The organism is Prescottella sp. R16, from assembly GCF_030656875.1.
Classification (GTDB): domain Bacteria; phylum Actinomycetota; class Actinomycetes; order Mycobacteriales; family Mycobacteriaceae; genus Prescottella.
In genome coordinates, this window is record NZ_CP130943.1 from 2,225,934 (window position 1) to 2,249,316 (window position 23,383).

Annotated in this window: 23 protein-coding genes; 14 read left to right on the top strand and 9 right to left on the bottom strand. The window is 69.3% G+C overall.

The window, feature by feature from the left end:
• Window positions 1–136 precede the first annotated feature (136 nt).
• The gene (locus Q5696_RS10495) at window positions 137–1,300 is read right to left on the bottom strand and encodes an MFS transporter (RefSeq protein WP_305095060.1); all 1,164 of its coding nucleotides are present in this window, start codon (window positions 1,298–1,300) and stop codon (window positions 137–139) included.
• Entirely contained in the window at window positions 1,297–2,226 is a 930-nt protein-coding gene (locus tag Q5696_RS10500) for a PAC2 family protein (RefSeq protein ID WP_370654894.1), read from the bottom strand. The genes Q5696_RS10495 and Q5696_RS10500 overlap by 4 nt, the downstream gene beginning before the upstream one ends.
• A 51-nt stretch (window positions 2,227–2,277) precedes the next feature.
• On the opposite strand from Q5696_RS10500, the gene metH reads away from it, so the two are divergent.
• From metH to Q5696_RS10520, 4 genes are read left to right on the top strand one after another with little or no spacing between them, the layout of a single operon-like run.
• A complete protein-coding gene (gene metH, locus Q5696_RS10505) occupies window positions 2,278–5,847 on the top strand; it encodes a methionine synthase (protein WP_305095061.1) in 3,570 nt (1,189 codons plus the stop codon).
• Window positions 5,840–6,535 carry an HAD family hydrolase gene (locus Q5696_RS10510; protein WP_305095062.1) on the top strand — a complete coding sequence of 232 codons (696 nt, stop codon included), beginning with the start codon at window positions 5,840–5,842 and terminating at the stop codon, window positions 6,533–6,535. Before metH ends, Q5696_RS10510 begins: the two co-directional genes overlap by 8 nt.
• Window positions 6,536–6,537: 2 nt before the next feature.
• Window positions 6,538–7,389 carry an oxygen-dependent tRNA uridine(34) hydroxylase TrhO gene (trhO, locus tag Q5696_RS10515; RefSeq protein WP_305095063.1) on the top strand — a complete coding sequence of 284 codons (852 nt, stop codon included), beginning with the start codon at window positions 6,538–6,540 and terminating at the stop codon, window positions 7,387–7,389.
• Window positions 7,390–7,433: 44 nt separating this feature from the next.
• Window positions 7,434–8,282: a pseudouridine synthase gene (locus tag Q5696_RS10520; protein WP_305095232.1), complete on the top strand. Its 849-nt coding sequence runs from the start codon at window positions 7,434–7,436 to the stop codon at window positions 8,280–8,282.
• On the opposite strand, the gene Q5696_RS10525 is transcribed toward Q5696_RS10520, so the two are convergent.
• Window positions 8,272–8,616 (bottom strand): hypothetical protein, encoded by a 345-nt coding sequence (locus Q5696_RS10525; RefSeq protein WP_305095064.1) that lies wholly within the window; start codon window positions 8,614–8,616, stop codon window positions 8,272–8,274. The two genes, Q5696_RS10520 and Q5696_RS10525, sit on opposite strands and share 11 nt — an antisense overlap.
• A gap of 74 nt (window positions 8,617–8,690) precedes the next feature.
• Between Q5696_RS10525 and Q5696_RS10530 the strand changes: the two genes are divergently transcribed.
• Both Q5696_RS10530 and hisG read left to right on the top strand, forming a co-directional pair.
• Window positions 8,691–8,972, top strand: a complete 282-nt coding sequence (locus Q5696_RS10530) for a phosphoribosyl-ATP diphosphatase (RefSeq protein ID WP_305095065.1) — start codon at window positions 8,691–8,693, stop codon at window positions 8,970–8,972.
• Window positions 8,973–9,045: 73 nt separating this feature from the next.
• Window positions 9,046–9,894, top strand: coding sequence for an ATP phosphoribosyltransferase (gene hisG / locus Q5696_RS10535; protein ID WP_305095066.1), 849 nt, complete (start codon window positions 9,046–9,048; stop codon window positions 9,892–9,894).
• 67 nt (window positions 9,895–9,961) lie between these two features.
• Here hisG and Q5696_RS10540 read toward each other — a convergent pair whose 3' ends face one another.
• Window positions 9,962–10,771, bottom strand: coding sequence for a thioesterase family protein (locus Q5696_RS10540; RefSeq protein ID WP_305095067.1), 810 nt, complete (start codon window positions 10,769–10,771; stop codon window positions 9,962–9,964).
• A gap of 169 nt (window positions 10,772–10,940) precedes the next feature.
• Between Q5696_RS10540 and Q5696_RS10545 the strand changes: the two genes are divergently transcribed.
• Window positions 10,941–11,792 carry a tRNA (adenine-N1)-methyltransferase gene (locus tag Q5696_RS10545; RefSeq protein WP_305095068.1) on the top strand — a complete coding sequence of 284 codons (852 nt, stop codon included), beginning with the start codon at window positions 10,941–10,943 and terminating at the stop codon, window positions 11,790–11,792.
• 91 nt (window positions 11,793–11,883) lie between these two features.
• Here the strand turns inward: Q5696_RS10545 and Q5696_RS10550 are convergent, their stop codons facing one another.
• A complete protein-coding gene (locus Q5696_RS10550; protein ID WP_305095069.1) occupies window positions 11,884–12,372 on the bottom strand; it encodes a WKL family lipoprotein in 489 nt (162 codons plus the stop codon).
• 186 nt (window positions 12,373–12,558) lie between these two features.
• Here Q5696_RS10550 and arc point away from each other — a divergent pair, with 186 nt between their 5' ends.
• Window positions 12,559–14,322, top strand: a complete 1,764-nt coding sequence (gene arc / locus Q5696_RS10555; RefSeq protein ID WP_305095070.1) for a proteasome ATPase — start codon at window positions 12,559–12,561, stop codon at window positions 14,320–14,322.
• Window position 14,323: 1 nt separating this feature from the next.
• Here the strand turns inward: arc and Q5696_RS10560 are convergent, their stop codons facing one another.
• The 3 genes from Q5696_RS10560 to Q5696_RS10570 are packed head-to-tail and all read right to left on the bottom strand — an operon-like array spanning window position 14,324 to window position 16,467.
• Window positions 14,324–14,827 carry an NUDIX hydrolase gene (locus tag Q5696_RS10560; protein WP_305095071.1) on the bottom strand — a complete coding sequence of 168 codons (504 nt, stop codon included), beginning with the start codon at window positions 14,825–14,827 and terminating at the stop codon, window positions 14,324–14,326.
• 4 nt (window positions 14,828–14,831) lie between these two features.
• Window positions 14,832–15,824, bottom strand: a complete 993-nt coding sequence (locus tag Q5696_RS10565) for a MerR family transcriptional regulator (protein WP_305095072.1) — start codon at window positions 15,822–15,824, stop codon at window positions 14,832–14,834.
• Between the two features lie 13 nt (window positions 15,825–15,837).
• Entirely contained in the window at window positions 15,838–16,467 is a 630-nt protein-coding gene (locus Q5696_RS10570; protein WP_305095073.1) for a HEAT repeat domain-containing protein, read from the bottom strand.
• A gap of 92 nt (window positions 16,468–16,559) precedes the next feature.
• Between Q5696_RS10570 and Q5696_RS10575 the strand changes: the two genes are divergently transcribed.
• From Q5696_RS10575 to prcA, 5 genes are all read left to right on the top strand, one after another.
• Complete coding sequence (locus Q5696_RS10575) at window positions 16,560–16,943, top strand: nitroreductase family deazaflavin-dependent oxidoreductase (RefSeq protein WP_305095074.1); 384 nt, start codon at window positions 16,560–16,562, stop codon at window positions 16,941–16,943.
• 48 nt (window positions 16,944–16,991) lie between these two features.
• A complete protein-coding gene (gene dop, locus Q5696_RS10580; RefSeq protein WP_305095075.1) occupies window positions 16,992–18,491 on the top strand; it encodes a depupylase/deamidase Dop in 1,500 nt (499 codons plus the stop codon).
• Window positions 18,492–18,616: 125 nt separating this feature from the next.
• Window positions 18,617–18,808, top strand: coding sequence for a ubiquitin-like protein Pup (locus Q5696_RS10585; protein WP_305095233.1), 192 nt, complete (start codon window positions 18,617–18,619; stop codon window positions 18,806–18,808).
• Window positions 18,805–19,683, top strand: a complete 879-nt coding sequence (gene prcB, locus Q5696_RS10590) for a proteasome subunit beta (protein WP_370654895.1) — start codon at window positions 18,805–18,807, stop codon at window positions 19,681–19,683. The genes Q5696_RS10585 and prcB overlap by 4 nt, the downstream gene beginning before the upstream one ends.
• Window positions 19,680–20,462: a proteasome subunit alpha gene (gene prcA / locus Q5696_RS10595; protein WP_305095077.1), complete on the top strand. Its 783-nt coding sequence runs from the start codon at window positions 19,680–19,682 to the stop codon at window positions 20,460–20,462. The genes prcB and prcA overlap by 4 nt, the downstream gene beginning before the upstream one ends.
• On the opposite strand, the gene Q5696_RS10600 is transcribed toward prcA, so the two are convergent.
• Window positions 20,459–21,889 (bottom strand): bifunctional phosphatase PAP2/diacylglycerol kinase family protein, encoded by a 1,431-nt coding sequence (locus Q5696_RS10600; protein ID WP_305095234.1) that lies wholly within the window; start codon window positions 21,887–21,889, stop codon window positions 20,459–20,461. The genes prcA and Q5696_RS10600 overlap by 4 nt on opposite strands.
• Before the next feature lie 118 nt (window positions 21,890–22,007).
• On the opposite strand from Q5696_RS10600, the gene pafA reads away from it, so the two are divergent.
• Window positions 22,008–23,366, top strand: a complete 1,359-nt coding sequence (gene pafA, locus Q5696_RS10605; protein WP_305095078.1) for a Pup--protein ligase — start codon at window positions 22,008–22,010, stop codon at window positions 23,364–23,366.
• Window positions 23,367–23,383: the final 17 nt, after the last annotated feature.

The window sequence follows — 23,383 nt, forward strand, 5'->3', positions numbered from 1 at the left end:
AACTGTGGCCGCGTCGCCGACGGACAAAAATTCGTTCAAGACGGAAACTGAAAATATACCGAAACTCTCGGTGCCGGTGAGCCCGTCACCTCACAGTTTCCGAAAGAGCGCCCCGATCCCCGGCCGGGCGGCGAGCCTAACGGGACCCGGTTGCGCTGTCGCGGCTCCGGGGCATGAGCAGCGGTGGCAGCACCGCCAGCAGCAGGGCCGGCACCAGGAACGCTCCGTAGGGGTGTGCGGCGTAGACGGGGGTGAGGGCGAGGGGCGCGAGGGCGGAGCCGCCGAAGCGCAGCGACTGGACCACGGACACCGCGCCGCCGCGGTTGCCGCCGTCGCCGCCCAGGACGGCGGCGTTGACGCCGACGAGGATGAACTGGGACGCCACCCCGGAGACGAACCAGGCGGCCGCGACGACGGCGACCGATCCGACGGTGCCGGCGACGGCGACGAGGACGGCGCCCGCGACGGCGCCCACGAGAACCGTTCGGCGGGCACCGATCCGGTCGATCAGGTTTCCGACCGGGCGGGCGGTGACGATGCCGGCGACCCCGAAACCGGTGAGGAGCAGGCCCCGCATCGCCGGGTCGAGGCCGAAGACGTTCTCGGTGCGGAACGCGACGAGGAAGCCGAGCCCACCGAGCGCGCCCCACCCGAGCAGGGCGACGGCTCCGACCCGCAGCACGGTGGGACGGAGGGCGTCCCGGAGCCGGGCGGGTGGTCCGGTGGGGGCGGCGCGGGCGGCGTCGGGCAGTCCGACGGCGCCGAGTACGGCGGCGACGACGGCGATCGCGAGGAACGCGAGCCGCCAGTTCGCTTCGGCGGCGAGCCCGCCGATGAGTGGTGCAGTGGTCTGTCCGGCGGCCTGCAGCGCCCCGAACGCGCCGAGTGCGCGGCCCAGGGTCTGCTGCGGTGTCATTGCGGCGAGCGCCGCCAGCAGCAGCGGGGTGGTGAACGCGTTGGCGCATCCTTGCAGGACGCGGGCAGCGAGGAACAGGTCCAGGGTGGGTGCGACGAAACAGGCCAGTGACGCGGCCAGGTAGACCCCGTACGCGATGCGGACGGTCCGCATCCGGCCCCAGCGGGCACCGAGGGTGCCGGAGACGAGCATGACGAGCGCGAACGGCAGCAGGTATGCCGTCAGCGAGGTGGCGGCCGCTGCTGCGTCGACACCGAGACCGTCACCGATCTCCGGCAGCATCGAGGTGACGACTCCGCCGCCGAAGGGGCCGAGGAATCCACCGGCGTACAGCGCGGTGAGCTGTAGTCGAGTGCGGATCCCGGGAGTCCTGGAGGCGTTCACGCCCCGAAGCGGCCCGGGCCGCGTCGGCGCAGGTACTTCTCGAACTCGGCGGCCAGCGCGTCCCCGTCGATCTTCGCGATCGCGTCGTCGATGTCGGATTCGGCGTCGCCGCGTTCCTCGAGGGTGCGCACGTATTCGGCGATCTCCTCGTCGTCACGGGTCATCTCGGTGACGGATTCCTCCCAGTCCTCGGCCTGGTCGGGCAGGTCGCCGAGCGGTACCTCGACGTCGAGGACGTCCTCGACGCGCTGCAACAGCGCGATGGTCGCCTTCGGGTTGGGCGGCTGGGACACGTAGTGAGGGACCGCCGCCCAGAACGAGACGGACGGCACCCCGGCCTTGACGCAGGCGTCCTGCAGGACCCCGGCGATCCCGGTCGGCCCCTCGTAGCGGGAGCGTTCGAGGTTGAAGCGTTCGGCGGCCTCGGTGCTGTGCGCGGTGCCGGTGACCGGCACCGGCCGGCTGTGCGGGGTGTCCGCGAGCAGCGCCCCGAGGATGACGACGGTGTGGATGCCGAGTTCCTCGACGAACTCGAGCAGTTCGGCGCAATAGCTGCGCCAGCGCATGTTCGGTTCGATGCCGCGCAACAGCACCACGTCCCGGTCGCCGCCCGGGGGGCTGCACAGCGACATCTGCGTGGTGGGCCACACGATCTCGCGGGTCACGCCGTCGATCTGCCGGACCATGGGCCGGTTGACCTGGTAGTCGTAGTAGTCCTCGGAGTCGAGCTCGGCGAGTGGTTTGGCGTCCCACGTGAGCTCGAGATGTTCGACGGCGCCGGACGCCGCGTCGCCCGCGTCGTTCCAGCCCTCGAACGCGGCGACGAGGACCGGGTCGCGCAGGACGGGCACCTCGGTGTCCGCGGCGATGTCACGGTCGTCGGTATCCGACGCCGGTTCGGGGTCGAAGAACTCGGGGGAACTCACGCACCCAGCCTACGGCCAGGGGTGGTTCGGTCGCCCACTAGTGTGGACGGCATGTCTGCACCTTTCCACTCGGCCCTGTTGGATGCGCTGGAGAAGCGCGTTGTCATCGGCGACGGCGCCATGGGCACGATGTTGCAGGCCGCGGATCTGACGCTCGACGATTTCCTCGGCCTCGAAGGCTGCAACGAGATCCTCAACGAAACCCGCCCCGACGTACTGAAGGACATTCACCGCGCCTATTTCGAGGCCGGTGCCGACGCCGTCGAGACCAACACGTTCGGCTGCAACCTGCCGAACCTCGCCGACTACGACATCGCACACCGCATCCGGGACCTGTCCGAGCGCGGTACCCGTCTCGCGCGTGAGGTCGCCGACGAGATGGGGCCGGGCCGGGACGGGCTGCCGCGGTTCGTGCTCGGCTCGATGGGGCCGGGTACCAAGCTGCCCACCCTCGGGCACGCACCGTTCGCGGTGCTGCGCGACGCCTACACCGAATCGGCGCTCGGCATGATCGAGGCCGGCGCCGACGCGATCCTCGTCGAAACCTGCCAGGACCTGCTGCAGGCGAAGGCCGCCGTCATCGGCAGCCAGCACGCGATGGAGAAGTTGGGACGCCGGCTACCGATCATCACGCACGTGACGGTGGAGACCACCGGCACGATGCTCCTCGGCAGTGAGATCGGGGCCGCGCTGACCGCGCTCGAACCGCTCGGGATCGACATGATCGGCCTCAACTGCGCCACCGGCCCGGACGAGATGAGTGAGCACCTGCGGCACCTGTCGAAGCATTCGCGGCTGCCGGTGTCGGTGATGCCGAATGCGGGTCTGCCGGTCCTGGGGGCGAACGGGGCCGAATATCCGCTCGGCGCAGAGGAACTCGCCGAGGCGCTGGCCGGGTTCGTGCGCGAGTACGGGCTGTCGCTCGTCGGCGGCTGCTGCGGTACGACGCCCGAGCACATCCGCCGCGTCGCGGACGCGGTCGCGAAGGTGGAACGCGCGCAGCGTGATCCGCAGCCGGAGGACGGCACGTCGTCGCTGTACCAGTCGGTGCCGTTCGAGCAGGACGCGTCGATCCTCATGATCGCCGAGCGCACCAACTCCAACGGTTCCAAGGCGTTCCGTGAAGCGATGATCGCCGAGGACTACCAGAAGTGCATCGACATCGCGAAGGACCAGATCCGCGACGGTGCCCACATGCTCGATCTCAACGTCGACTACGTCGGCCGTGACGGTGCCCTCGACATGGCGGCGCTCGCGAGCCGGTTCGCGACCGCATCGACGCTGCCGATCATGATCGACTCCACGGAGCCGGAGGTGATCCGCGCCGGCCTCGAGCATCTCGGTGGCCGCTGCGCGGTGAACTCGGTGAACTACGAGGACGGCGTCGGCCCGAACTCGCGCTTCAACCGGATCATGACGCTGGTCCGGGAACACGGTGCCGCCGTCGTCGCGCTGACGATCGACGAGGAGGGGCAGGCCCGTACCGCCGAGCACAAGGTGCGGATCGCCGAACGCCTGATCGAGGACATCATCGGCAACTGGGGGCTGTCGCAGTCGGACATCATCATCGATGCGCTGACGTTCCCGATCTCCACCGGGCAGGAGGAGGTGCGGCGCGACGGTATCGAGACGATCGAGGCGATCCGGGAGATCAAGCGCCGCTACCCGGACGTGCACTTCACGCTCGGTATCTCGAACATCTCGTTCGGCCTGAACCCGGCCGCGCGGCAGGTCTTGAACTCGGTGTTCCTGCACGAGTGCACACAGGCCGGCCTGGACACCGCGATCGTGCACGCGTCGAAGATCCTGCCGATGGCCCGCATCCCGGAGGAACAGCGGGAGACCGCGCTCGATCTGGTCTACGACCGTCGCCGCGAGGGCTACGACCCGCTGCAGAAGCTGATGGAGCTGTTCGAGGGTGTGTCGGCGGCGTCGGCGCGCGAGTCCCGCGCGCAGGAGCTGGCGGCGCTGCCGCTGTTCGAGCGGCTCGAACGCCGTATCGTCGACGGCGAACGGAACGGGCTCGAGGCCGATCTGGACGAGGCCATGACGACCGTGCCGCCGCTGGCGATCATCAACGACACCCTGCTGTCGGGCATGAAGACCGTCGGTGAGCTGTTCGGGTCCGGCCAGATGCAGCTGCCGTTCGTGCTGCAGTCCGCGGAGGTCATGAAGGCTGCGGTCGCGCACCTCGAACCGCACATGGAGTCCACCGGGGACGACGGCAAGGGCCGGATCGTGCTCGCCACCGTCAAGGGCGACGTCCACGACATCGGCAAGAACCTCGTCGACATCATCCTGTCCAACAACGGGTACGAGGTCGTCAACCTCGGCATCAAGCAGCCCATCGCGACGATCCTCGACGCGGCGATCGACAAGAGGGCCGACGTCATCGGCATGTCCGGTCTGCTGGTGAAGTCGACGGTCGTGATGAAGGAGAACCTCGAGGAGCTCAACGCCAAGGGTGTCTCCGAGCAGTTCCCGGTGCTCCTCGGCGGCGCGGCCCTGACCCGGTCGTACGTCGAGAACGATCTCGCCGAGGTGTACGAGGGCGAGGTGTCGTACGCTCGCGACGCGTTCGAGGGCCTGCACCTGATGGACACCATCATGGCGATCAAGCGCGGCGAGGGCCCGGATCCGGACAGCCCGGAGGCGATCGCCGCCCGCGAGAAGGCCGCCGAGCGCAAGGCGCGGCACGAACGTTCCAAGCTGATCGCCGCGAAGCGCAAGGCCGCCGAAACCCCGGTCGTGGTGCCGGAGCGTTCCGACGTCGCCGCCGACGTCGAGGTTCCGGCCCCGCCGTTCTGGGGGACGCGAGTCGTCAAGGGCATCGCGCTCGCCGACTATGCGGGCCTGCTCGACGAGCGGGCCCTGTTCCTCGGCCAGTGGGGGCTGCGTGGGCAGCGTGCCGGTGACGGGCCCACGTACGAGGAGCTCGTCGAGACCGAGGGCCGGCCGCGGCTGCGGTACTGGCTCGACCGGCTCACCGCCGAGGGCATCCTGCAGCATTCGGCGGTCGTGTACGGCTACTTCCCGGTGGTCTCCGAGGGCGACGACGTGATCCTGCTCGAGTCGCCCGAACCCGATGCGCCCGAGCGGTTCCGGTTCACGTTCCCGCGCCAGCAGCGGGACCGGTTCCTGTGTGTCGCCGACTTCGTGCGCTCCCGCGAGGACGCCCGCCGGACCGGGCAGGTCGACGTGCTGCCGATGAACCTGGTGACGATGGGCCAGCCGATCGCGGACTTCGCGAACGAGCTGTTCGCGGCGAACAACTACCGCGACTACCTCGAGGTGCACGGTATCGGCGTCCAGCTCACCGAGGCACTCGCCGAGTACTGGCACCGTCGGGTCCGTGAGGAACTGATCACGGCGGCCGGCACGGCTGTCGCCGCCGAGGATCCGGAGGACATCGAGGAGTACTTCAAGCTCGGCTACCGCGGCGCCCGCTACTCGTTCGGTTACGGCGCGTGCCCCGATCTCGAGGACCGGCGCAAGCTCGTCGCGCTGCTCGAGCCGGAGCGGATCGGCGTCGAACTGTCCGAGGAGCTGCAGCTGCATCCCGAGCAGTCCACGGACGCGTTCGTGCTGCACCATCCGGAGGCCAAGTACTTCAATGTTTGATCGAACCGGGGCGGCGTCGAGCACGCTGCGCGCTGTGCTGTGGGACATGGACGGGACACTGCTCGAATCCGAGCACCTGTGGGACATCGGGGTGCGGGAACTGTCGCTGCACCTCGGCGGTCCGATGTCGGAGGAGACCCGGCTCGCGACGATCGGCGCGTCGAGTGCGAACGCGCTGTCGATCGTGTTCTCCGCCCTCGGGCTCGAGCAGACGCCGCAGGCACTCGCCGACGCGAAACGCTGGCTGTACGACCGCATGGGCGAACACTTCTCGGCCGGATTGCCGTGGCGTCCCGGGGCCCGGCAGGCGCTGCGGACGGTGCGCTCGGCCGGGCTCGGGTCGGCGTTGGTGACCAACACCGACCGCGAGTTGTGCGAGTTCGCGCTCGAGACCCTCGGGCGCGAGCACTTCGACCACTCGGTGTGCGGGGACGAGGTGCCGGCCGGTAAACCCGACCCGGCGCCCTACCTGCGCGCGGCCGAACTGCTGGGGGTGGATCCGCAGCACTGTCTGGCCGTGGAGGATTCACCGGTCGGTGCGGCGTCCGCCGACGCCGCCGGCTGCACCGTGCTGGTGGTCCCGTCGATCACGACGGTGTCGGAGTCGCCGCGCCGGATCTTCCGCACCACGCTCGAGGGGCTGACCGCGACCGATCTGCACGCCCTGCACTCCGGCACGGCGGTGTAGCGATGGCGACACCGAAAATCGTGCTGTTCTACCGGTTCACGCCGCTGCCCGACCCGGAGGCGATCCGGCTGTGGCAGCACACACTGGCCGCGTCGAACAACCTCACCGGCCGCATCCTGATCTCCGAACACGGCATCAACGCCACCGTCGGCGGCGACATCGCCGACGTCAAACGGTACGTGCGCGGCACCCGCTCGTACGGCCCGTTCTCCGACGCCGACATCAAATGGTCCGACGGCACCGGGGACGACTTCCCGCGCCTGTCGGTGAAGGTGCGCCCGGAGATCGTCACGTTCGGCGCCCCCGACGAGGTGAAGGTCGACGAGAACGGCATCGTCGGCGGCGGAAAGCACCTGTCGCCGAACGAGGTTCACGAACTCGTCCGGCAGCGCGGCGACGACGTCGTGTTCTTCGACGGCCGCAACGCCTTCGAGGCGCAGATCGGCCGGTTCCGGAACGCCGTCGTCCCCGACGCCGCCACCACCCGCGATTTCGTCGCGGAACTCGACAGCGGACGCTACGACCACCTCAAGGACAAGCCCGTCGTCACGTACTGCACCGGTGGGGTGCGGTGCGAGGTGCTGTCCGTGCTCATGCGCAATCGTGGCTTCGACGAGGTCTACCAGATCGACGGCGGCATCGTCCGCTACGGCGAAACGTTCGGCGACGAGGGCCTGTGGGACGGCTCGCTGTACGTATTCGACAAGCGGATGAACGTCGAATTCACCGGCAACGCGGTCACTTTGGGGCGCTGCACCCGGTGCGAGGCGCCCACGTCGCGGTACCGTAACCATCCCGATGTGAACGGCCGGGAGTTGACGCTCGTGTGCGAGTCGTGCGTGCCCGACGCGTGACGCCGCTCCCGGTCCGCGGCGGGCTCGGCCCGGATCGGATCCGGATGCCGGCAGACGGGACGGCCGGCACCGTCGTCGAGTTCCTCACCGCCGCGTGCCCCGACGAGGACTGGTCGGCCCGGCTCGCGGCGAGAGAGGTCGTCGACGAGCACGGCCGGGTCGTCGACGCGACCACCGCCTATCAGCCCACCCGGTTCGTGTACTTCTACCGCGAGCCCGCACCCGAGGTGCCGGTGCCGTTCGGGATCGACGTCCTGTACCGGGGCGACGGGCTCGTCGTCGTCGACAAACCACACTTCCTGTCGACCATCCCGCGGGGCGCGCACATCCGGGAGACCGTCACCGTCCGGTTGCGCCGCGACCTGGACCTGCCGGATCTGGTGCCGGTGCACCGGCTGGACCGGATGACCGCCGGCGTGCTGCTGTGTACCACCGATCCGGCGCTGCGTCGGCCCTACCAGGAGCTGTTCGAACGGCAGCGGGTCACCAAGGTGTACGAGGCGATCGCGCCGGTGGTGCCCGGAGCGTTCCCGCGCACCGTGCGCAGCCGCATCCGCAAGGTCCACGGCGAGCTGACCGCCACCGAGGAAGCGGGACAACCCAATTCGGAGACCCGCATCGAGGTCGTCGAACGCCGCGGCGATCTCGCCCGCTACCGGCTGCACCCGCGCACCGGTCGCACCCACCAGCTGCGCCTGCACCTGAACTCCCTCGGCGCACCCATCGTCGGCGACAACTTCTATCCCGAGTTCCGGCGCCGCGACCCCCACGACTTCACCGACCCGCTTCAGTTGCTCGCCCGCAGCCTCGCCTTCGACGATCCGATCACCGGGACGCCCCGGCGTTTCGAGAGCCGCCGGGTGCTGGAGTGGCCGACGACGTTCACATCTTGATGACCTGCACATAGGTGCGCAGGACGTTGTCTCCCGCAGGATCCCAGGCGACACGCAGGACGCCGTCGCCGTGCATCTGGATCCGGCAGGACCAGACCCTCGCTGTCGCTGGGGGACGGTACTCGTGTGGGGCGTCCGTAGGGGGCGTGAACGGTCCGGACTCGCAGGCCGGCACCGGCTCGCGGCGCAACTCGTCCGCGTGGGCGCCCGACGCCGAGTCGACCACCAGATACGCCGACGGATCAGGGAAGGAACCGTCGTACCAGGCGTAGACGACGGTGTCGTCGCCGCGTCCGCTTCCGATTCGGCTCCATCGCGAAAGCAGACCACACACCGCACGGAAAGTTCCAGGAAGATCATCATGGTGCGTCGCCTGCTGCACGCTGGATGCAGGCTGTCCGGTGTCTCGTGAGAGAATCGATTCCCGTGAAGACCTTCGAATCCCTGTTCGCCGAGCTGACCGAGCGCGCCGCCTCCCGCCCCGAGGGATCCGGCACCGTTGCCGCGCTGGACGCAGGTGTCCATGCGCAGGGCAAGAAGGTGCTCGAGGAGGCCGGTGAGGTGTGGATCGCCGCCGAGCACGAAAGCGACGAAGCGCTCGCCGAGGAAATCTCGCAGCTGCTGTACTGGGTCCAGGTCCTGATGGTGGGCAAGGGGCTGAAGCTCGAGGACGTCTACCGACATCTGTGACGGCTCGCCGTCGTCATCTGCGAGTCGACACACTTCGGATCCTCGACATCTCCGTTTCCCGGAAGGACAATTCATGCTGCGCGTCGCAGTGCCCAACAAGGGCTCGCTCTCGGAGTCCGCGAGCCAGATCCTGTCGGAGGCCGGCTACCGCCGTCGCACCGATTCCCGTGATCTGACGGTTCTCGACCCGTCGAACTCCGTCGAGTTCTTCTTCCTGCGCCCCAAGGACATCGCGATCTACGTCGGATCCGGTGAACTCGATCTCGGCATCACCGGCCGCGACCTCGCCCTCGATTCGGGCGCACAGGTCGTCGAGCGTCTCGCGCTCGGGTTCGGCCGCTCCACGTTCCGGTACGCGGCCCCCGCCGGACAGGAATGGGCCGTCGCGGATCTCGCGGGCAAGCGGATCGCCACGTCGTACCCGAACCTGGTGCGGTCGGATCTCGCCGCCCACGGCATCGACGCCGAGGTCATCCGCCTCGACGGCGCCGTCGAGATCTCCATCCAGCTCGGTGTCGCCGACGCGATCGCCGACGTCGTCGGTTCCGGCCGCACCCTGCGCCAGCACAACCTCGTCGCGTTCGGCGAATCGTTGTGCGACTCGGAGGGCGTGCTCATCGAACGCGAGGGCGCCGACGTCGACAACCGGGTGCGCACCCAGCTGATCAAACGGGTGCAGGGTGTCGTGTTCGCGCAGCAGTACCTGATGCTCGACTACGACTGCCCCAAGTCGGTCCTCGACGAGGCCGTCACGATCACCCCCGGCCTCGAATCGCCGACCCTGTCGGCACTCGTCGACGAGAACTGGGTGGCGGTCCGCTCGATGGTGTCCCGCAAGGAACTCAACACCGTCATGGATCAGCTCGCCGAACTCGGCGCCAAGGCGATCCTGGCGTCCGACATCCGGTCCTGCCGGATCTGACGCGAACGTCCGCGAGGGCGGCGGCACCGGAGTCACCGGTGCCGCCGCCCTCGTCGCGTTCACGGCGTCAGCGTGCCCGGACCTGCACCGTCTGGCTGATGCGGCCCACCGCGCCCGTCTCGTCGTAGACGACGCCCGCGCACATGCCGACCCCGTCCGGGCCGTACGACGTCTCCGACGACAACCCGATCCACTCGCCGTCCGGCACCCGGAACAGGTGCACCGTCAGATCGGTGTTGAGGAACGTCCACTCGTCCGGACGGATCTTCGCGCCGACGCCGTTGGAGACGTCCACCACCGAGAACAGTCGCTGGATCGGGGTGAGCGACTCGCCCTCCACCAGAACCGGATTCGGCCGCACCCACACCTGCCCGGGGCCCTCGCAGCCGATGTCGGCGAGCCACCGCCAGTCCAGGGACGTCACGAACCCCGACCCCCAGAACGGCCCCTCCATCGGCAGCTCGTGACCGGCCGACACGGGCGCGAGCATCGGATCCGCCGTGTGCACCACGGCAGTCGTGTCGACGGTCTGCATCCGCCAGCCGGTACCGCGGGCGACCGCACGCGCCGCACCGTCCGGGCCCGTCGCCCACAACTCCGCCACCACCAGCTCGATGCGTTTACCGGGCCGCTCCACCCACGACCGCACCTCGATGTCGTCGATCGGCACCGGACCCAGGATCTCCACCACGACCCGTGTCAGCCGGGTGTCCGGGCGCTGCGCGCACCGCTCCAACGCCCGTACCAGCAGCGCCGACGGAGGCGCCCCGTGCTGCATCGTGTCCGCCCACGTACTCGCGGTCAGCGGCGTCGACGCGAACCGTTCCACCCCGTCCGTTCCCGCGGAGAGCGGAACGTAGTACGCCTGGTCACTCACTCGATCAACTCCTCACCACAACCGAGCCTGTACGCCCGGGTCCGTATCGGACACTACGGTCGATCCGCTCGCGGTACCCGGCCGGGCGGCCGGTGGACGGGACCTGGCAGGCTGTTCGGGTGGATCCGGCACCGTGCCGGGCCGCGACGAGAAACGGAAGTGGGCTCGAATGGCGTCAGGCGGACTGGGACGAAGCGGACCTTTCGAGGTCGGTGATCGCGTCCAACTCACCGATGCCAAGGGGCGCAAGTACACCGTCGTCCTCGAACCGGGCAAGGAATTCCACACGCACCGCGGCGGCATCCTCCACGACGCCCTCATCGGCACCGACGAGGGCAGCGTCGTCACCTCCACCAACGGCACCCCGTACCTGGCGTTGCGGCCGCTGCTCACCGACTACGTGCTGTCCATGCCGCGTGGCGCCCAGGTCATCTACCCCAAGGACGCCGCCCAGATCGTCCACGAAGGCGACATCTTCCCCGGCGCCCGCGTCCTCGAGGCCGGTGCCGGCTCCGGCGCCCTCACCTGCTCGCTGCTGCGCGCCGTCGGCCCCACCGGACACGTCGCGTCGTGGGAGATCCGCGAGGACCACGCCGAGCACGCCGTCCGGAACGTCGAAACGTTCTTCGGCGCCAAGCCGGACAACTGGGATCTCACCCTCGGTGACCTCGCCGACTACGACGCCGACGTGAACGGCCCCGTCGACCGGGTCGTGCTCGACATGCTCGCCCCGTGGGACGTGCTGCCCGCCGTCTCCAAGGCCCTCGTCCCCGGCGGTGTCCTCGTCGTCTACGTCGCCACCACCACACAGCTGTCCAAGGTCGTCGAGGCCATGCGCGAACAGGAATGCTGGACCGAACCCCGCTCCTGGGAATCGATGGTCCGCGGCTGGCACGTCGTCGGACTCGCCGTCCGCCCCGAACACCGCATGCAGGGCCACACCGCCTTCCTGGTGACCGCCCGCCGCCTCGCCGAAGGCACCGTCACCCCCAAACCGCAGCGCCGCCCCAGCAAGGGCTGATGCGGGGCCGCTCCCGGAAACAGCTGAAGGGTCCCTTCGTACGCTCGTAGCGCACGAAGGGACCCTTCAGCTGTTTCGGTGGGAAAACCCGTCAGGCGCAGCTCACCCGGCCCATGCCGAAGATTTCGCAGGTGCTGGCGTCGGAGATGACCCAGGTGCCGTTCACTTCGGTGAAGGTGACGGGGACGGGGGCGCCGCCGTGGGGGCCGGCGATGTCGGTCACGGCGGTGACGGTGCCGCCGTCGGTCTTCACCTCGGTGACGGTGGCGGTGAGCGGGTAGCCGGCGAGGACCCCGTTGAACTGCTCGACCAGGGCGGCCCGGTCGGTGCCGCGTTCGACGACGGCTTCCTTCTGCTCGACCGTGGTGGCGGGGTCGAAGAAGACGGTGAGCTGCTGCTGCAGGACGTCCTTCGAGGGTGCTGCGTCCGTGTCGGTGGCCGCGGAGGTGCTGCTCGCGGAGGTGGTGGCCGCGGTCGTCGACGATGCGGTCGTGTCGGTGGAGTCGTCGGAGCCGCACGCGGTCATGCCGAGTGCGGCGACGAGGACGCCGGCGGCGACGAGGGACTTGCGGATGATCACGGGTGGACCTCTCAGTTCGGGAGTCGGTCGGACACGGCCGAGTATTAGGAAGGTAAGGCTAACATGGGTGTTATGGGGAGGTTTTCACCCGGAGTGTGACCGGATGGACAGGTTGCGCATCGTGTCGCGCCCCGCATCGCCTCCGGTGCCGGTAGCGTTGATGAATCGACCTGGGAGGAGCTGCACATGAACCCGACAGAGAACCCGGATCCGATTGCGGCGGCACGTGAACTCGACGCGTTGAAGGCGGAGGCGGCGGCGCTGCGCAGGCAGCTTGCCGGGTCGCCGGATGCGGTGCGCGATCTCGAGTCCCGTGTGGAGTCGTTGACGGTCCGCAACGGCAAACTCATGGAAACCCTCAAGGAAGCGCGGCAGCAGCTCATCGCGTTGAGGGAAGAGGTCGACCGCCTCGGCCAGCCGCCGAGCGGGTACGGCGTCCTGCTGGCCGTCCACGACGACCAGACGGTCGACGTGTTCACGTCGGGTCGCAAGATGCGGCTCACGTGCTCGCCGAACATCGAGACCGACACGCTCTCGATGGGGCAGACCGTGCGGCTGAACGAGGCGCTGACGATCGTCGAGGCCACCGATTTCGAGCAGATCGGTGAGATCTGTGCGCTGCGTGAGGTTCTCGACGACGGCAGACGGGCCCTGGTTGTGGGGCACGCCGACGAGGAGCGGGTCGTGTGGCTCGCGGCGCCGCTCGCGGAGATCGCCGTCGAGGACGTCGTCGTGGATCCGGATTCGCCGTCGCGGCGGCTGCGGCCCGGTGACTCCCTGCTGGTCGACACCAAGGCCGGGTACGCGTACGAGCGGATCCCCAAGGCCGAGGTCGAGGATCTGGTGCTCGAGGAGGTTCCGGACGTCGGCTACGAGGACATCGGCGGCCTGGGTCGGCAGATCGAGCAGATCCGGGACGCGGTGGAACTGCCGTTCCTGCACAAGGATCTGTTCCACGAGTACGAGCTGCGCCCGCCGAAGGGCGTGCTGTTGTACGGGCCGCCGGGCTGCGGGAAGACGCTGATCGCGAAGGCGGTCGCGAACTCGCTCGCCAAGAAGATCGCCGAATCGCGGGGACAGGACAGCAAGGAGGCCAAGTCCTACTTCCTCAACATCAAGGGCCCGGAGCTGCTGAACAAGTTCGTCGGCGAAACCGAGCGGCACATCCGGATGATCTTCCAGCGGGCGCGGGAGAAGGCGTCCGAGGGCACCCCGGTGATCGTGTTCTTCGACGAGATGGACTCGATCTTCCGGACCAGGGGGTCCGGTGTCTCCTCGGATGTGGAGACCACGGTGGTCCCGCAGCTGCTCAGTGAGATCGACGGTGTCGAGGGCCTCGAGAACGTCATCGTGATCGGTGCGTCCAACCGTGAGGACATGATCGATCCGGCGATCCTGCGGCCCGGACGCCTCGACGTGAAGATCAAGATCGAACGCCCGGACGCCGAGTCGGCGCAGGACATCTTCTCGAAGTACCTCACCGAGCAGCTGCCGCTGCACGCCGACGACCTCGCCGAGTTCCACGGTGATCGGGCGGCCTGCATCAAGGCGATGATCGTGCGGGTCGTCGACCGGATGTACGCCGAGAGCGACGACAACCGGTTCCTCGAGGTCACGTACGCCAACGGCGACAAGGAGGTCCTGTTCTTCAAGGACTTCAACTCGGGCGCGATGATCCAGAACATCGTGGACCGGGCCAAGAAGTACGCCATCAAGTCGGTGCTCGAGACGGGGTCGCCGGGACTGCGGGTGCAGCACGTGTTCGATTCGATCGTCGACGAGTTCTCCGAGAACGAGGATCTGCCGAACACCACCAACCCGGACGACTGGGCGCGGATCTCCGGTAAGAAGGGGGAACGGATCGTCTACATCCGCACCCTGGTGACCGGGAAGAACGCGAGCGCGAGCCGCGCAATCGACACCGAATCGAACACCGGCCAGTACCTGTAGCTCAGACGAGTCCCGCCAGCAGGATCCGCGTGTCCGGCACGAACGGCCACCGCGGGTCCTGCAGGTGTTCGTGCAGCTGCCCGTCCGTCCACCACCAGCCGTCGACGATCTCGGTGGCCTGGTGGCGGATCGGGCCGTCGTAGCGGGCCTCGAACGCGAACAGGTGGCAGCGCAGCGGCGCGCCGTCCCACGTGCCGTCCCACGCGATCCGCGCCAGCGGCGTCAACGCCACCCCGGTGACCCCGAGCTCCTCCTCGAGTTCGCGGCGGGCCGCCTGTTCCGGCGTCTCCCCGGGGTCGACGACACCGCCGGCGAGGCAGTCGTGCATGCCCCCGAACACCGCCTTGGCGGGGGAGCGCCGGTGCACGTAGAGGCGGGTGCCGTCGATCGAGCGCAGCAGCACCCCGGCGCTCGCGTGCCACAACCCCTCCTCGTACACGCGGGAACGCAGCGCAGTACCCGTGGGTGTGCCGTGTTCGTCGTAGACCGCCACCACTTCGTCCATACCGTCATCGTTGCAGCAAGGCCAGAATCGCGGCTGCGGTGGCCGCGATCGTGCGGTCGCCGTCCCGGGTGAGGCGGGTGAGCGCCTCCGCGGCCGCGGCACCGGGAATCTCGGCGAAGGCCTGCGTGATCCGCAGCCGCACGGACGGATCGGCGCTCGCGTCGAGGGCGTGCTGCAGTGTGGCGACGACGTCGGCGGCGGGGATCGCGACCGCCGTCAGCAGCCCCAGTGTCTCGGCGGCCTCGACGTCGTTGTGGCCCGCGACGATCGACGCGACGAGAACCGGGACCGCGTCGACGCCCCCGCGGCCGCCGAGGAGGATCGCGGCCCGGGTGCGGACCGTGTCGTCGGGGTCGTCGAGGACGAGGTGCAGCAGGTCCGTCGCCTCCGCGGTGCGCAGGTCCGCGATCGTGTCGACGGCCCGCCGACGGATCTCGGCGGACTCCGACGCGAGACCGGCCGACAGTTCCCCGAGCCCGTGCCCCGCCGTCCTCGCCAGCGACCAGCGCAGCGCCCCGGCGACGTTGAGATCGTTCTCGGCGAGCGCCGCCTCGACGATCGCCGGTGCCGGCACCGCCCCGGTCGAGGTGAGCACTGCCTGCTGCCGGTGTGCCGAGGACTCGGAGTCGAGGGCCCGCAGCAACGTGACGACGCCGAGAACCTCGTCCCAGCCGGTGGGTGCCGCAGCGTCGACGTGCTCGAGCCGGGCGAGGAGTTCCTCCTCGGCGGCGATGCGGCGCCGGGTGTGCCGGACCAGGTCCCGCACCAGGTCCGCCGGCACGAACCCCGGTTCGTCGAGAGCCCGGCCCACTTCCTGCAGGGACAGGCCGAGGGTGCGCAGGCTCTCGACGTGGAACAGGCGCCGGACGTCGTCGGGGGCGTACTCGCGGTAGCCGCCGGTGGTACGGCCGGTCGGGGTCACCAGGCCCAGCCGGTCGTAGTGGCGCAGCATCCGGGTGCTGACACCGGACCGCCGCGAGACTTCCCCGATCAACATCCGGTTCTCCTGCCTACTGGTCCGATCCGATCATCGCGACCCGCTTCGCCGCCTCCACGGACAGGGTGAACGCGCTGTCCGGGTCGCTGTGCAGCCGCAGTGTCGCCTCGGCGTGCGCCCGCCGGGCGGGACTGCCGGCGGCAGCCGCTGCGTCCAGTATCGGCACGGACTCCTCCCCGAGCGCGACGAGCGCGCGGCTCAGGCTGCGCTGCAGGTCGTGGTCGCCGCGTCCGAGTTCGGCTGCCAGCTCGGTCGCGAGAGCGGCCTCGTCGCCGTCCGAGACCAGTGCGACGGCCGCCCGCCACGCGCTGCGGGCGACCTCGTCGTGCGGGTCGTGCAGGAGTGCCGCCACCGCAGGCGCCGTGCTCCGGTCACCGATCTTCGACAGGGTGTGCAGCGCCTGACTGCGGGCCTGCGGCAGCTCCGAGTCGAGTTCCCGGAGCAGCCGCGCCGCCGTGTCCGCGGCCGGTAGCCGGGTCAGCGCCCAGGTGAGCATGTCGCGGACGTAGAAATCCGGTTCGACGGCGCAGCGTCCCACCAGGGCGTCGAGAAGGGCGGGGTCGGGGTCGGTTCCGACGGCGAGAGCGGCGCGCAGCCGGATCGACGGGTCGTTCGCGCCGAGTGCGTCGAGTGTCGTGGTCATGGAAACCACCTCCTTCACCGGCCATTCGAACGGTTGACACCGTGTCAGGGTCAAGCGGCGATACGCTGGCCGGGACGAGAGGCGGTGGCGTCATGCCCCTTCCACGTTCCCTGGCCCGCGCCAACCGGGCCGGACTCAACCGCGTGACCGTGCACGTCGCGGGACGGCTGCCGGGCTTCGCACTGATGCATCATCGCGGCCGCAGATCCGGGCGCACGTACACCACACCGGTCAACGCGTTCCGTATCGGCAACGGATACCGGTTCGCGCTCACGTACGGCCCGGACAGCGACTGGGTACGCAACGTCCTCGCGGCGGGCGAGTGCGATGTGACGGTCCGCGGCCGTGTCGTCCACCTGACGGATCCGCGGCTCGAGACGGACCGGGACGCGCGCTGGGCGCCGGCCCCGGTTGCGGCGGTGCTCCGCCGAATCGGCGCCGACCGGTACCTGCAGTGCCGGATCGCCGGGCCCTGAACGTCCGTCCCGCGGATACCGGACCGCCGAACGATCTAGGCTCGTGCCATGCAGCGGATCATCGGTATCGAGGTCGAGTACGGAATCTCCTCGCCCAGCGACCCTTCGGCGAATCCGATTCTGACGTCCACACAGGCCGTGCTCGCGTATGCGGCCGCGGCGGGGGTGCCCCGCGCCAAGCGCACCCGGTGGGACTACGAGGTGGAGTCGCCACTGCGGGACGCGCGCGGGTTCGACCTGGGGCGCACCAACGGCCCTGCGCCGGTGATCGACGCCGACGAGATCGGCGCCGCCAACATGATTCTCACCAACGGTGCCCGGCTGTACGTCGACCACGCGCACCCGGAGTATTCGGCGCCGGAGGTGACCGATCCGCTCGACGCGGTGATCTGGGACAAGGCGGGGGAGCGGGTGATGGAGGCCGCGGCCCGGCACGCGTCCAGCGTTCCCGGCGCGCCACGCCTGCAGTTGTACAAGAACAACATCGACGGCAAGGGCGCGTCGTACGGCACCCACGAGAACTATCTGATGGCACGGGACACCCCGTTCTCGGCGGTGGTGGCGGGACTGACGCCGTTCTTCGCGTCCCGGCAGGTGATCTGCGGGTCCGGCCGGGTGGGGATCGGCCAGTCCGGGGACGAGGAGGGCTTCCAGCTGTCGCAGCGCTCCGACTACATCGAGGTCGAGGTGGGTCTCGAGACGACCCTCAAGCGCGGCATCATCAACACCCGCGACGAACCGCACGCCGACGCCGACAAGTACCGCCGGCTGCACGTCATCATCGGGGACGCGAACCTGGCGGAGATGTCGACGTACCTCAAGGTGGGGACGACGGCGCTCGTGCTCGATCTGATCGAGGCCGGTGTCGATCTGACCGATCTGCAGCTGGCCCGCCCGGTCACCGCCGTCCACCACATCAGCCACGATCCGACGCTGCGTGCCACGGTGGCACTCGTCGACGGCCGGGAACTGACCGGTCTTGCGCTGCAGCGCATCTATCTGGACCGGGTTGCCGCGCACCTCGCCCGCCGCGGTGACGACGATCCGCGGGCCGCCGACATCGTCGAGAAGTGGGCGATGGTCCTCGACCTGCTCGAACGCGATCCGATGGAGTGCTCGCACCTGCTCGACTGGCCCGCGAAACTGCGGCTGATGGAGGGGTTCCGGAGCCGCGAGGGGCTGGCGTGGTCGGCCCCGAAGCTGCACATGCTCGACCTGCAGTACTCCGACGTGCGCCTGGACAAGGGCCTCTACAACCGTCTCGTCGCCCGCGGATCGATGGAGCGTCTGGTCACCGAACAGCAGATCCTCGACGCCGTGCACACGCCGCCGTCGGACACCCGGGCGTTCTTCCGTGGGGAGTGCCTGCGCCGGTTCGGCGCCGACATCGCGGCCGCCAGCTGGGACTCGGTGATCTTCGATCTGGGGGGCGAGTCCCTGGTCCGCATCCCGACACTCGAACCGTTGCGGGGCAGTCGCGCTCACGTCGGGAGACTGCTGGATTCGGTGAATTCGGCGGCTGAACTGGTCGATCAGCTCACGAACTGAAGACCCCGGAGAAACGCCCGCGCGCTTGCCGCCCGACGGGGGTCGCCGGTCGGTAGTGTGAGGGTTCGAGCAGGACTCACCGGTCGTGGGCCGGCGGGTTCGGGGTGAGAAGGAGGTCGGTGACCATGGCGCAGGAGCAGACCAAGCGTGCCGGTGGTGGCGACGACGATTCCGAGATCGGCGACGGGGCGGCCGGGCAGGAGCGTCGTGAGAAGTTGGCGGAGGACACCGACGATCTGCTCGACGAGATCGACGATGTGCTCGAGGAGAACGCCGAGGACTTCGTGCGCGCCTACGTCCAGAAGGGCGGCCAGTGAGGGCGGATCGCGCAGGGGTGCCGTCGGGTTCGGACGGCTTCGGCAGCGGCGGGTTGACGTACGGGTCGACGCTGTCGTCGTTCACCGAGCACCTGCGCGTCCACGCGCCGGAGCTGTTGCCGGGTAATCGGATCGACATGGGTGCCGGATCCGCTGCCGGAGGCGTCGACATCGCCCCGCACGGGACGACGATCGTGGCGCTCACGTTCGCCGGGGGTGTCCTCATCGCCGGTGACCGGCGGGCCACGATGGGCAATCTCATCGCCAGCCGGGACGTCGAGAAGGTGTTCGTCACCGACGACTATTCGGCGGCCGGGATCGCCGGTACCGCGGGTGTCGCCATCGAACTGGTGCGGCTGTTCGCCGTCGAACTCGAACACTACGAGAAGATCGAGGGCGTCCAGCTCACGTTCGACGGCAAGGCCAACCGGTTGTCGTCGATGGTGCGTGGCAACCTCGGGGCCGCGATGCAGGGGCTGGCGGTCGTGCCGCTGCTGGTCGGGTACGACCTCGACGCAGCGGACGCGCAGCGGGCCGGGCGCATCGTGTCCTACGACGTGGTCGGTGGCCGCTACGAGGAGCGGGCCGGATATCACGCCGTCGGGTCGGGGTCGCTGTTCGCGAAGGCGTCGCTCAAGAAGCTGTATCGGGAAGGCGCCGACGAGGATTCGGCGCTGCGGATGGCGGTCGAGGCCCTGTACGACGCCGCCGACGACGATTCCGCGACCGGAGGGCCGGACCTGGTCCGCTCGATCTACCCGACGGCGGTGGTGATCACCTCCGCGGGTGCGGTCTACGTGCCGGCCGAGCGTACGGCCGAGTTGGCGCGCACGGTGCTCGCCGACCGCACCGAGGAAGGACGCACGCCACGATGACGCTGCCGTACTACGCTTCCGCCGAGCAGATCATGCGCGATCGCTCGGAGCTGGCGCGCAAGGGAATTGCGCGGGGCCGCAGCGTCATCGTGCTCACGTTCGCCGACGGGGTGCTGTTCGTGGCGGAGAACCCGTCGACGGCCCTGCACAAGGTCAGCGAGCTGTACGACCGGCTCGGTTTCGCGGCCGTCGGCAAGTACAACGAGTTCGAGAACCTGCGCCGCGCGGGCATCGTGCATGCGGACATGCGCGGCTACTCGTACGACAGGCGAGACGTGACCGGTCGTTCGCTGGCCAACGGGTACGCGCAGACGCTCGGCACCATCTTCACCGAGCAGCCCAAACCGTACGAGGTGGAGATCTGCGTCGCCGAGGTGGGCCCGCACGGTACCGCGCCGCACGCACAGCTGTATCGCATCACGTACGACGGGTCGATCGTCGACGAACAGCAGTTCGTCGTCATGGGCGGCACCACCGACCCGATCGCGAGTGCCCTGCGCGCGTCGTACCGGCCGGGGATGGAGTTGACCGAGGCGGTCACGGTCGCGGTCCGGGCCCTGCAGGACGGCACCGGAACCGAGACGGAGCGACGCGTACTGGGCGTGTCGGGCCTCGAGGTGGCGGTGCTCGACCAGTCCCGTCCGCGGCGCGCGTTCCGCCGGATCTCCGGTGACGCCCTCGAGGCGCTGCTGCCGGCCGAGCCCGCGGCGACCGAGGGCGATTCCGGTCCGGCCACCGAACCCGAATCGGGTACGGCGCCGTCCGACGGCGACGCCTAGTTCCCCGGATCCGTCGCCCGGTACAGCACGATCTGCTGTGGTGCACTGCGGAACTCGAACCGGCGACCGTCGGCGACCACCTCGCCGTCGGTCGCCAACGCGACGGCGTCGCCCGTGACGTGCACCGACAGTGTCGGGACGTTGCGTTGCACGTAGGTCGACGACGATCCCAGGGTTCCGGTGAGGGCTGCAGCGATCAGGCGCAGCCGGGAGAACCGCCGATCGGCAGGTAGGTAGCGGACGTCGAGGGTGCCGTGGTGGATGGCGGGCCGGGACATCGGAACCTGATCGGCCGGCGTGTAGTGGCCGTTGCCGACGAACAGCATCCAGATCGAGTGCCCGGTGCCGTCGAGAGTGACGGCCAGTGGGGTGGCTTCGGCGAGGACACGGGCCATCGCGAGCGCTGCGGCCGGCCATTTCCCGAGCCGCGACTGCCACCGCTCCCGCAGCCGCACCGAGTCCGGATAGCCGCCGAGGCTCGCCGTGTTGACGAACGCCGCCTCCCGGGCGTCGTCGATACGGATGGTGCCCAGGTCGACGAGCTCGGCGGTCCCGTCGGTGATCGCGGCCGCCGTCGACGCGACGTCACCGACCCCGGTGTCGCGGGCGAAATGGTTGAGCGTGCCGCCGGGGAACACCGCGAGCGGCAGGCCGTGGCGGACGGCAGCCGCGGCGACGGTGACCACGGTGCCGTCGCCACCACACACGCCGAGGGCCTGCGGGGATCGGGCCGTGATCGTCTCGTCGACCTGGGCGGCGAAGTCCCGGTCGGCGTCGAACTCGACGACGGCGGCCTTCGGCAGCGCCGACTCCACCTCGGTGCGGACGTCGTCGTCGCCCTCCCCGGATCCCGGATTGACGAACACGACCAGTCCGTCGCCGTCCGGGAGGGGCTGTGCGGCACGGTCCGGGCCCAGGGTGGCGGGTTCGGTGTCGCGGACGGCCCACCAGCGCCGGCCGGCCAGGGCGACGGCACTGCCGGCGGCGAGCCCGACAGCGACGTCGGACGGCCAGTGCACGCCGGTGTGCACACGGGAGTACCCGACGGCCGCGGCGAGGGGCGCCAGGGCGAGGCCGGCGGCGGGATATTCGAGGGCGACACCGGTCGCGAACGCGGCCGCGGACGCGGAGTGGCCGGACGGGAACGAGGAGGAGCGGGGTGCGGGAAGTCCGCGGCGATCGGCGAATTCCGGGGTGCCGGCGGGTGGTCGGCGCCGCGGGAACAGCGGCTTGAGGACCCCGTTGGCCAGTGCGCTCGCTCCGGCCACGGACAGGATGCCGCGGACCGCGGCCCGGCGTGCCCGGCCCCCGCGCAGCGCCATGCCGGCAGCGATGCCCGTCCACAGCACACTGTGGTCGGCGACGGTGCTCAGGCCGCGCAGTCCGGCATCGAGCGGGGAGGGCGGCAGGTTCGCGCTCAGCCGCATGAACGCCCGGTCGGTTCGCGTCGGGAAAAGTCTCGCTTCGGCCACGTTCTCACCCTAGGCCGACGCGACTGTTCCTGAACGGCAAGGCAATCGCGTTCGACAGTTGTACTGTCGAGGTGTGCAGCGACGAATCATGGGTATCGAGACCGAGTTCGGTGTCACCTGCACCTTTCACGGTCATCGGCGGCTGAGTCCGGACGAGGTTGCCCGCTACCTCTTCCGGCGGGTGGTCTCGTGGGGCCGCAGTTCCAACGTGTTCCTCCGCAACGGTGCACGGTTGTATCTCGACGTCGGCTCGCATCCGGAGTACGCGACCGCCGAGTGCGACAGCCTGCTGCAGCTCGTCAACCACGATCGGGCGGGGGAGCGGGTCCTCGAGGATCTTCTCGTGGACGCCGAGCAGCGGCTCGCCGAGGAGGGTATCGGCGGCGACATCTACCTGTTCAAGAACAACACCGATTCGGCGGGCAACTCGTACGGCTGCCACGAGAATTTCCTGGTGGTCCGGGCGGGCGAGTTCTCGCGGATCTCGGATGTCCTGTTGCCGTTCCTGGTGACGCGGCAACTGATCTGTGGTGCCGGCAAGATCCTGCAGACCCCGAAGTCGGCGCAGTTCTGCCTGTCGCAGCGGGCCGAGCACATCTGGGAGGGGGTGTCGTCGGCGACGACGCGGTCGCGGCCGATCATCAACACCCGCGACGAGCCGCACGCCGACGCCGAGAAGTACCGCCGGCTGCACGTGATCGTCGGTGACTCGAACATGTCCGAGACCACCACGATGCTCAAGGTGGGTACCGCGGCGCTGGTGCTCGAGATGATCGAGGCGGGGGTGCCGTTCCGGGACTTCGCGTTGGACAACCCCATTCGCGCGATCCGGGAGGTCAGCCACGACCTGACCGGACGGCATCCGGTGCGGCTCGCGGGCGGCCGGCAGGCCAGTGCCCTCGACATCCAGCGCGAATACCACGCCCGGGCCGTCGAGCATCTGCGCAACCGGGAACCCGACGAGCAGGTCGAGCAGGTCGTCGAACTGTGGGGGCGGGTCCTCGATGCGGTCGAGAGCCAGGACTTCGCGAAGGTCGACACCGAGGTCGACTGGGTGATCAAACGGAAGCTGTTCCAGCGTTACCAGGACAAGTACGGGATGGAACTGTCCGATCCGAAGATCGCGCAACTGGATCTGGCGTACCACGACATCAAACGTGGCCGCGGCGTGTTCGACCTGCTGCAGCGCAAGGGCCTGGCCAAGCGGGTCACCGAGGACGAGACGGTCGATCTCGCGGTGACGACCCCGCCCCAGACGACGCGCGCGAAACTGCGGGGCGACTTCATCGCCGCAGCTCAGGACGCCGGCCGGGACTTCACCGTCGACTGGGTGCACCTCAAGCTCAACGACCAGGCGCAGCGCACGGTTCTGTGCAAGGATCCGTTCCGGTCGGTCGACGAACGGGTGGAGCGACTCATCGCCTCCATGTGATCTGCCGCAATTCGTCC

Coding starts and splice junctions, on each gene's coding strand:
- hisG (WP_305095066.1), top strand. CDS start 9,046: ATGCTGCGCGTCGCAGTGCCCAACAAGGGCTCGCTCTCGGAGTCCGCG.
- metH (WP_305095061.1), top strand. CDS start 2,278: ATGTCTGCACCTTTCCACTCGGCCCTGTTGGATGCGCTGGAGAAGCGC.
- dop (WP_305095075.1), top strand. CDS start 16,992: ATGCAGCGGATCATCGGTATCGAGGTCGAGTACGGAATCTCCTCGCCC.
- trhO (WP_305095063.1), top strand. CDS start 6,538: ATGGCGACACCGAAAATCGTGCTGTTCTACCGGTTCACGCCGCTGCCC.
- arc (WP_305095070.1), top strand. CDS start 12,559: ATGAACCCGACAGAGAACCCGGATCCGATTGCGGCGGCACGTGAACTC.
- prcA (WP_305095077.1), top strand. CDS start 19,680: ATGACGCTGCCGTACTACGCTTCCGCCGAGCAGATCATGCGCGATCGC.
- Q5696_RS10565 (WP_305095072.1), bottom strand. CDS start 15,824: ATGTTGATCGGGGAAGTCTCGCGGCGGTCCGGTGTCAGCACCCGGATG.
- Q5696_RS10585 (WP_305095233.1), top strand. CDS start 18,617: ATGGCGCAGGAGCAGACCAAGCGTGCCGGTGGTGGCGACGACGATTCC.
- Q5696_RS10520 (WP_305095232.1), top strand. CDS start 7,434: ATGCCGGCAGACGGGACGGCCGGCACCGTCGTCGAGTTCCTCACCGCC.
- Q5696_RS10570 (WP_305095073.1), bottom strand. CDS start 16,467: ATGACCACGACACTCGACGCACTCGGCGCGAACGACCCGTCGATCCGG.
- Q5696_RS10545 (WP_305095068.1), top strand. CDS start 10,941: ATGGCGTCAGGCGGACTGGGACGAAGCGGACCTTTCGAGGTCGGTGAT.
- Q5696_RS10560 (WP_305095071.1), bottom strand. CDS start 14,827: ATGGACGAAGTGGTGGCGGTCTACGACGAACACGGCACACCCACGGGT.
- Q5696_RS10575 (WP_305095074.1), top strand. CDS start 16,560: ATGCCCCTTCCACGTTCCCTGGCCCGCGCCAACCGGGCCGGACTCAAC.
- Q5696_RS10510 (WP_305095062.1), top strand. CDS start 5,840: ATGTTTGATCGAACCGGGGCGGCGTCGAGCACGCTGCGCGCTGTGCTG.
- Q5696_RS10600 (WP_305095234.1), bottom strand. CDS start 21,889: ATGCGGCTGAGCGCGAACCTGCCGCCCTCCCCGCTCGATGCCGGACTG.